This window comes from Massilia sp., assembly GCF_046293535.1.
Lineage (GTDB): Bacteria > Pseudomonadota > Gammaproteobacteria > Burkholderiales > Burkholderiaceae_D > Telluria.
In genome coordinates, this window is sequence record NZ_JBKBOV010000038.1 from 45,836 (window position 1) to 54,097 (window position 8,262).

General features: G+C 68.7%; 9 protein-coding genes. 2 read left to right on the plus strand and 7 right to left on the minus strand.

Features of this window, described 5'->3' with window-relative positions:
• Positions 1 to 40 precede the first annotated feature (40 nt).
• Entirely contained in the window at positions 41 to 1,018 is a 978-nt protein-coding gene (locus ACK4S9_RS18000) for a GGDEF domain-containing protein (protein ID WP_409728473.1), read from the minus strand.
• A 116-nt stretch (positions 1,019 to 1,134) separates the two neighbouring features.
• Here ACK4S9_RS18000 and ACK4S9_RS18005 point away from each other — a divergent pair, with 116 nt between their 5' ends.
• On the plus strand, positions 1,135 to 1,941 hold the full coding sequence (locus tag ACK4S9_RS18005; protein WP_409728476.1) for a helical backbone metal receptor: 807 nt from the start codon (positions 1,135 to 1,137) through the stop codon (positions 1,939 to 1,941).
• A gap of 48 nt (positions 1,942 to 1,989) precedes the next feature.
• Here ACK4S9_RS18005 and ACK4S9_RS18010 read toward each other — a convergent pair whose 3' ends face one another.
• The 6 genes from ACK4S9_RS18010 to ACK4S9_RS18035 all read right to left on the minus strand — a co-directional run bounded on the left by ACK4S9_RS18010 (position 1,990) and on the right by ACK4S9_RS18035 (position 7,698).
• On the minus strand, positions 1,990 to 2,367 hold the full coding sequence (locus ACK4S9_RS18010; protein WP_409728479.1) for an HPF/RaiA family ribosome-associated protein: 378 nt from the start codon (positions 2,365 to 2,367) through the stop codon (positions 1,990 to 1,992).
• 116 nt (positions 2,368 to 2,483) lie between these two features.
• On the minus strand, positions 2,484 to 3,359 hold the full coding sequence (locus tag ACK4S9_RS18015) for an alpha/beta hydrolase family esterase (RefSeq protein ID WP_409728481.1): 876 nt from the start codon (positions 3,357 to 3,359) through the stop codon (positions 2,484 to 2,486).
• A gap of 31 nt (positions 3,360 to 3,390) precedes the next feature.
• Entirely contained in the window at positions 3,391 to 4,662 is a 1,272-nt protein-coding gene (locus tag ACK4S9_RS18020) for a HAMP domain-containing protein (protein WP_409728484.1), read from the minus strand.
• Positions 4,655 to 5,356 (minus strand): response regulator transcription factor, encoded by a 702-nt coding sequence (locus tag ACK4S9_RS18025; protein WP_409728487.1) that lies wholly within the window; start codon positions 5,354 to 5,356, stop codon positions 4,655 to 4,657. Before ACK4S9_RS18025 ends, ACK4S9_RS18020 begins: the two co-directional genes overlap by 8 nt.
• Positions 5,353 to 6,603 carry an MFS transporter gene (locus ACK4S9_RS18030; protein ID WP_409728490.1) on the minus strand — a complete coding sequence of 417 codons (1,251 nt, stop codon included), beginning with the start codon at positions 6,601 to 6,603 and terminating at the stop codon, positions 5,353 to 5,355. Before ACK4S9_RS18030 ends, ACK4S9_RS18025 begins: the two co-directional genes overlap by 4 nt.
• Before the next feature lie 69 nt (positions 6,604 to 6,672).
• On the minus strand, positions 6,673 to 7,698 hold the full coding sequence (locus ACK4S9_RS18035) for a CDP-6-deoxy-delta-3,4-glucoseen reductase (RefSeq protein WP_409728493.1): 1,026 nt from the start codon (positions 7,696 to 7,698) through the stop codon (positions 6,673 to 6,675).
• 147 nt (positions 7,699 to 7,845) lie between these two features.
• Between ACK4S9_RS18035 and ACK4S9_RS18040 the strand changes: the two genes are divergently transcribed.
• Positions 7,846 to 8,262 (plus strand): NAD-binding protein (locus ACK4S9_RS18040; RefSeq protein WP_409728495.1); only part of this gene is annotated, 417 nt, incomplete at its 3' end.

Genomic DNA, 8,262 nt, shown 5'->3' on the forward strand with positions numbered 1-8,262 from the left:
AGAATCGGCACGGCGTCAGCCGTCCGGAGCAGATGAGTAACTAGACGCTGACGCGGTCGCGCCCGGCCTGCTTGGCGCGGTACAGCGCGGCGTCGGCCGCCGCCATCAGCGCATGCTCGTCGCCGCCGGGCGCCAGGCTGGCCACGCCGAAGGAGCCGGTGATGTGGGGCAGCGGCAGGCGCATGTCCGGGAAGACCATGGTCGTGCGCAGGCGTTCGGCGAGGCGCTCGGCCACCATCTCGGCCTGGGCGGTCGGGGTGTCGGGCAGCAATGCCATCAGTTCCTCGCCGCCATAGCGCACCGCGAAGTCCGAGGGACGCAGCGACTCGCGGATCACGCCGGCCGCGCTCGACAAGGCGGCGTCGCCCGCCATGTGGCCATGGGTGTCGTTGAAGCGCTTGAAGTGGTCGAGGTCGATCATGACGATCGACAGGGGGCTGCCGTCCTGGCGCGCGCGCATCGCCAGCTTGGGCAGCATTTCGTTCAGCCAGGCGCGGTTGTACAGGCCGGTCAGGCCGTCGTTGAGCGAGAGCTGGCGGTAGAACTCGCCCAGCCGCTGGCGCCGCTTGAGCTGGGCGTTGGCGGCCCGTATGCGGAAGGACAGCAGGCGCAGCAGGTTGCGCGCGAGCACGTTCGAGCGGTCGATCAGCTGCCACACCAGTTCCGCTTCGATGACCAGCAGCTCGCAGTCTTCCAGCGCCGTCATCGCCGCCAGGTTGACGGCGTCGTCCAGCACCGCTTGCTCGCCCACGCTTTCGCCGGGCAGCACCCGCGTCGTGACCAGGCCGGCGCCGCCGTCCTCGCTGCCACTGTGGGCGTCCGGCGCCACTTCCAGCGCCCCCGACAGCACGATGTACAGGCGGGCGCGCAGTCCATCCTCGACGCGATGGCCGGCCGCCACCCGGATCAGCGTGCAAGGGGCGAGCGCCGCCGCGACGACCGGGTCGTCGGCATCACGGAACAGTTGCAGGTCGCGCGTGGTATAGCGGGAAGCACCGAAGGTGCCGATCGGGTTCAAGGCTGGCTCGAGCAGGAAAAAGTAAGGTCGATGTCATTACCTTACAGCATGATAACTCATTGCAACTCTTGCGCATGGGCTGGCGTTCCAGAAACAACAGTGGTCAAATGACGGCCATGACGAATCCTGCCCACCTGGTCGACGCACTCGGCCACCAACATCATCCCGCGCCCGGGGCCCGCATCGTGTCGCTGGTGCCCTCGATTACCGAACTGCTGTGCGAGCTCGGCCTGGCCGGGCAACTGGTCGGCCGTACCGGTTTTTGCATCCATCCGCGCGAGACGGTGGAGGCGATCCCCAAGGTCGGCGGCACCAAGGACGTGAACATTGAGAAAATCCGCAAGCTGGCGCCGACCCACCTGGTGGTCAACATCGACGAGAACGAGAAGCCGACGGTGGACAAGCTGGCGGAATGCGTGCCGCACGTCGTCGTCACCCATCCGGTGGCGCCGGGCGACAACCTGGCGCTGGCGCGCCTGATGGGCGGCATCTTCGGCGCGGAAGCGGCGGCCGAACGCTGGTGCGCCGCCTTCGAGCAGGAATACGCAAGCCTGCGGGCCTTGCCGCCGGCGCCTGCGCGCACCGTGTTGTACTGCATCTGGCAGGACCCGTGGATGAGCGTATCGAAAGACACGTATATCGCCGCCATGCTGGCCGAACTGGGCTGGAAGGTGCCGCAACTGGGAGAGGAGCGCTACCCGCGCTTCGACTGGTCGGCGCAACTGGTGGCCGGACTCGACGCGGTGCTGCTGTCCACCGAGCCCTACCGCTTCACGGAGGCGCACGCGGACGCGCTCGAGAAGCAGCTGGGCATCCCGGTCTTCCTGGTCGATGGGGAGATGATGTCGTGGTACGGCAGCCGCGCGCTGGCCGGACTGCGCTACCTGCGCGAGCTGCGGGCCATGGTGGAAGGCGCGGCCTGATCCACGTATCGCACGCACGCCCAGGAGCCGGGCGTGCGCTCGTACCGCTTACGAGTCGGTCAGATGCTTGTCGGCGAGCGGATCGATTGCCGGCGCAGCGTGGCCGTGGCGGTCCTTGTCCTGCAGGCGGCCGAGGGCGCTGTCGAGGGCGCGCGCCAGCTTGCCGCCGGCGTTCTTGATCGACTGGCGCAGGTCTTCGGAGTGCTCGTGCACCACGATCGGCTGGTAGCCGCGCACGCGCGCTTCCATCATGCACGAGTTGCCGCCGTCGGCGCCTTTCTGCCTGTTTTCGTTGCTCAGGTGTACTTCGACGCTGGTGATGTGGTCGCCGAAGCGGTCGATCGAGCTGCGGACGACCGATTCCACGTGTTCATCCAGGCCCTGGTGGTTGGTGATGGTGCGGTCGGTATTGACATTGATTTGCATACGATGGCTCCTGTTGTCATAACGGCTTGATCTTACCCGCGGCCGGGTTTTGGCCGCGTCCTGTTGTGACAGGTGGGGCCGGTCCGGCAAGTTGCAAGGCCGACCATATTCGACGCTCAGCGGCGGTGCCGCGCGAAGAATTGCCACATGAGTTCGTTCGCGTCGACGTCGCGCGTGGTCTTGCCGATCGGCAGGCCGACATTGAAGGCATCGGCGCCGGGCCAGGTATGGCCGCCGTCCTTCACCGTCACCAGGGCGACGCGGGTGTCCGCGTTGCCCTGTTCGCGGTAGCCGACCTCGGTGCCGTCGCCGGCGTCGCCATTGAAGCTGCGCGCCTGTTCGGGGGCGTCTTCCAGGCCGTTGCGCCCGATCCAGTAGCGATGGCTTTCCAGGGCCGAAAGGTAGCCGGTCGCCTTGCCGTCGTAGGCCACGACCCGGTCGGCAGTGCCATGGATCAGCATCACGCCGACCTTGCCTGCTTTGGTGTGGTGCTGGACCACCGGTTCCGGCATCGGCCCGCCCACCGAGGCTACCGCCGCGAATACATGCGGCAGCTCGGCCGCCAGGCGCAGGGCGAAGAAGCCGCCGCGCGACAGCCCGGTCGCATACACGCGCGAGGCGTCGATGCGGTAATCCTTCTTGAGTTTTTCGAGCAGGGCCTCGGTGAAGCCGACGTCGTCGCTGCCGCCGAGGTAGGGCATGCCGAAGCCGACGTTCCAGTCCTCCTTGATGCCCTTGGGGTAGACCACGATGAAGCGGTGGCGGTCGGCGGCCCGGTTCATGCCGGTGTAGAGCATTTGCTCGGCCATGCTCATGCCGCCGCCATGGAAGTTGAACACGACCGGATAGGATTGCTGCGTGTCGCTCTGGTAGGAGGCAGGCGTGTAGACGATGTAGCGGCGTTTTTCTTCCTTGTGGATGAGGCTGCCGATCTGGGCGAAGGCGGTGCTGCAGGCGCTGGACAGGACCAGCAGGGCGATCAGGATTTTCATTGGGTGCTCCCTGGTGAATGGAGCACCCAGCCTACGGGGAGGGCGGTGAAATCGCGGTGAAATCCGCCGGCTTTTTCAGCGAGGGAATCGAGGGAAGGATCTCGACCCGGTAGTGCGCCTCACCCGGGTGGAAGGCGATCTCCCAGCCCATGCTGCGCGCCACCCGCGCCAGCAGGTTCTGCCCGTGCGCGAAGCCCTGCACCCGGCCGGCGTGGGCCGCATCGAGCGTGTTGGCGACGAGCAGACGCCCATCCGCATACGTGATGGCAAGCCGGGTGCGAGGCCCGCCATGGAACAGCGCATTGCCGATGCAGTTGTCGACCAGAAGCTGGGCGAGGTGCTGGTTGCCGCGTACCGGCAGCTGCTGCGGAAGCGTGAGCGCCAGGCATTCTTCGTCCCAGGCATCGGCGCCGGGCACGCGCAGCAGCGCCCCTTCGATGCAGTCGCGCAGGTCGAAGTCGTCCAGGCCCAGGTGTTCGGCGCGCGCCAGCGCGAACAGGACGTCGACGGTGGCGCGCAGTTCGTCCACGCCGGCCCGCAGTTGCCCGAGCTCGTGCGCGCCCAGCGGCCGCGTGCCGGCGAGCGCCAGCGTGTTGTTCATGACGGTGAGCGGGGTGCGCAGCTCGTGTCCGACGTCGCGCGTGAAATCGCGCTCGCGGCGCAGGGCCGCCTGCAGCGCGCTGAAACTGCTTTCCAGCCGCTCCGCGAGGATGCCGATCTCGTCCTGCCGATGGCGCGCGCTGAAGCTGGCCGCGCCGCCGGGGCGCACGGCCTGTGCCTCCTGCGCCAGCGTCTGCAGGGGCGCAACCTGGCGCCGCGCCAGCAGCCAGGCCAGCAGCAGGGCCAGCGCGATCAGCGCCGCGGCGACGAAGATCAGCACCCCGCCCACGTCCTGCACCACCTTCGACACCGCCAGCACCGGCGCGACGTCGGCCAGCAGGTAGATGCGCCTGGTGCCGCCGGCCCCGTCGGGCAGGTCGCGCACCTTCAGATGGTAGTGCTGGCCGGTGCGCGTGAACACCTCGGCGCGCAGGTCCCCGGGCGCGCTGGCCGCGCGCACCACCGCCGGCAGCGTGTCGCGGCTGGCGTGGATCGTGACCAGGTCGCTGGCGGGGCGGGGCAGGCTGCCGTGGCGCTCGGACTGCCGTTCGATGGCGGCCGCTTCGCGTTCCAGGAGACGCTCGACCAGCATGTCCTCGGTGACGTAGGCGATCACCACCGCCAGGCCGGTGTAGCACAGGCAGATCAGGACGGTGAAGCCGGCCAGGGCGGCGAACAGGCTGCGGCGGATCGACCTAGCCATGGTTCTCGTCTTCCAGTTCGAGCCGGTAGCCCAGTTGCAGGATGGTGGCGAGCATCCTGCGTCCGGACGCCCCTTCCAGGGCCTTGCGCAAGGTGTAGATGTGCGACTTGAGCGCATCGCTGCCGGGCGGATGCGCGCCCCACAGGTGCTGGACCAGGGCCGCGCGCGCGACCGGATGCGGGTGCTCCCTGCACAGCAATTGCAGGATGCTGAAGCCGGTCTGGGTCAGGACCAGGGGCCGGCCCTCGTAGAGGGCGCGCTTCTCGCGCGCCAGCAGGGTCAGCGGTCCCACGCGCATCTCCTGCCGCTGGTGCAGCGAACTCCGGCGCGCCAGCGCCTCGCAGCGCAGGGCCACCTCGCGCAGGTCGAAGGGCTTGGCCAGGTAGTCGTCGGCGCCGTCGCGAAAGCCCTGCGCCTTGTCCTCGAAGGCATCGCGCGCCGTCAGCATCAGGACCGGCAGGTTGCTCGGGGCATGCGCCTTGATCTCGCGGCAGACCTGCAGGCCGTCCATGTCGGGCAGGTTGAGGTCGAGCAGCACCACGTCGTAGGCGTGCTGCGTGGCCAGCCGGATGGCCAGGGCGCCGCTGCCGGCGTGGTCCGGCTGCCAGCCCAGGCCGTCGAGGAAATCGACCAGCTGGCGGGCGATGGTCGGGTGGTCTTCGACCACCAGCACGCTCAGCACCTCGCGCTTCACGCCCGCATCCTTTCTTTCTCATGGTGCGGGAAGCGGTCCATCCGCGACAGCACCGGGAACATGACTGCCCACAGGCCCGTCACGGCGAGCGTGGCGGCGCCGCCCAGCAGGATCGCGCGCACCAGGCCGAGCCAGCCCGCAGTGACGCCCGATTCGAATTCGCCCAGCTCGTTGGAGGCGCCGATGAACACCGAGTTCACGGCGCTGACGCGGCCGCGGATGTCGTCCGGGGTCTCGTACTGCACCAGGAGGTGGCGGATGTAGACGCTCACCATGTCGCCCGCGCCGAGGATGAACAGGGCCACCAGCGCAACGGGCAGGCTGCTGGTGGAGCCCATCACCAGGGTGGCGAGGCCGAACACGGCGACGCCGCCGAACATCCACAGGCCGACCCGGCGCGTGATGGGGAAGAAGGCCAGGGCGATCGAGCACAGCGCCGCCCCCAGTCCCGGAGCGCTGCGCAGCCAGCCGAGGGCGGTGGGGCCGGCATGCAGCACGTCGTGGGCATAGGCGGGCAGCAGGGCGGTGGCGCCGCCGAACAGCACTGCGAACAGGTCGAGCGAGATCGCGCCCAGCACGATCGGGCGCGACCACACGAAGCGCAGGCCTTCCATCAGCGAATGCCAGCTCACCGGCCCCTGGCTGCGCGCCTGTTGGGTCGCGCGGGTACGCGACATGCACAGCACCGCGATGCTCAAGAGGCTGGCAGCCACGATGTGCACGGTCATCGGGCCGAAGACGTACAGCAGGCCGCCGATGACCGGGCCGGCGATCACGGCCACGTGGAAGGTCGAGGAGCTCAGGGCCACGGCCTGGCTGAAGTCGCGATCCGGGACCAGGTTCTTCAGCACCGCCTGCGAGGCCGGCATCATGAAGGCGCGCGCGGAGCCGAACAGCACCAGGATCGCGAACACCGGCCAGACGATGGTGCTGGCGCTTGCCGTGAAGCCTACCAGGAGCAGGCTGCACAGCAGCTGCGTGGCCATGCACAGCAGGACGATGTTGCGGCGGTTGTAGCGGTCGGCCACGTGGCCGGCCCACAGGATCAGCACCAGGAAGGGCGCGAACTGCGCCAGGCCGATCAGGCCGAGGTCGAACAGGCTGCCGGTGATCTGGTAGACCTGCCAGCCGATGGCGACGCTCTGCATCTGCACCGCCAGGGTGCCGAGGAAGCGGCTGGAGAGGTAAAAGGCGAGGTTGCGGTTACGCAGGACGGCCAGGCCGCTGGACGGGGACAGCAGGGACATGGGGACTTTCGGGACAATGCATGGGCTCGTTAACCCTGCATTGTGCCCGAATTGCCGCCTTGCGCTTCCTTATTGCGCCAGGTCCGCTTCGGTGGTGAAGGCGTCGGCGAAGAACTCGTCTTCCGGCAGTCCGCATTGCGCCACGTAGTCGCGCCGCGCCGACTCCACCATGATGGGGGCGCCGCAAGCGTACACCTGGTGGCCCGAGAGGTCCGGGATGTCCTGCATCACGGCCGCGTGCACGTAGCCGGTGCGGCCCTGCCAGGCGTCTTCCGGCAGCGCATCCGAGATCACGGGGACGTAACGGAAATCCGGCAGCGTGGTTTCCCATGCGCGGCACAATTCGTCCATGTACAGGTCCTGGGGACGGCGGCCGCCCCAGTACAGCGTGACCTTGCGGGTCGACTTCAGGTGCATCAGGTGCTCGACCAGGGCCTTGACCGGCGCGAAGCCGGTGCCGGAAGCGAGCAGCACGATCGGCTTGTCGGATTCCTCGCGCAGGAAGAAGGTGCCGAGCGGGCCTTCGAAGCGCAGGATGTCGCGCTCCTTCATGGCGCCGAAGACGTGGTCGGTGAACAGGCCGCCTGCCAGGTGCCGGATGTGCAGCTCGAGCGGGCCGCTGAAGGACGGCGCGCAGGCGATGCTGTAGGCGCGGCGCTTGCCGTCCTTGAGCAGGAATTCGATGTACTGGCCGGCGCGGTAGGCCAGCGCCTCGTTGGCCGGCAATTGCAGCGTGACGATGGCGACGTCGGGCGCGGCCCGGCGGATCGAGGCGATCCGGGTCGGCATCTTGCGCACCGGGTACTCCGAGCTGCCGCCGACTTCGCGCGCTTCGATGACCAGGTCCTGCTGCGGCACCGCGCAGCAGAACAGCGACATGCCCTGGGTCTTCTCGATGTCGCTCAGGGCGCGCTGCTGGTGCGGCTTGTGGGTCAGCTCGCCATCGAGGACCTTGCCCTTGCAGGAACCGCAGGCGCCGTTCTTGCAGCCGTAGGGCAGGCCGATGCCGGCGCGGATGGCGGCGGAGAGGACGGTTTCGTCGGCTTCGCAGGTGAACTGGTGGCCGCTGGGCTGGACGGTGATCTGGAAAGTCATGCAGGGTCTGGAGTTGGTGGCCGCACATGGCAAGCCGTTGATTCGACATGTTTGATGCGCGGTATTCTACACCGGGGCCAGCGCGGCCGTGAAACGCCAGGACTGCGCTGTGCTAGAGTGGCAGGCTTCCCGATCCGCACACTCGCCATGACCCAGCCTGCCGCTTTCCTCCGTCCGCGCCTGCTCATCGTCGGCTGCGGCGACGTCGGCATGCGCCTGCTGCGCCTGCTCGGCGGGCGCTTCCGGGTGTTCGCCCTGACCAGCCAGCGCGAACGCTGCGCCGAACTGCGGGGCGCGGGCGCGGTGCCGATCGTCGCCGACCTCGACCGGCCCGCTACCCTGGGCCGCCTGCGCGGCCTGGCCGATTGGGTCGTCCACCTGGCGCCGCCGCAGCCGGACGGCGCGCTCGACCGCCGCACCCGCCACCTGGCGGCGGCACTGGGCAAGACGGCGCGCCTGGTCTACGTGAGCACCAGCGGCGTGTATGGCGACTGCGGGGGCGAACTGGTGCGCGAGACGCGTCCGGTGGCGCCGCGCAATGCGCGCGCGCGGCGGCGCGTCGAC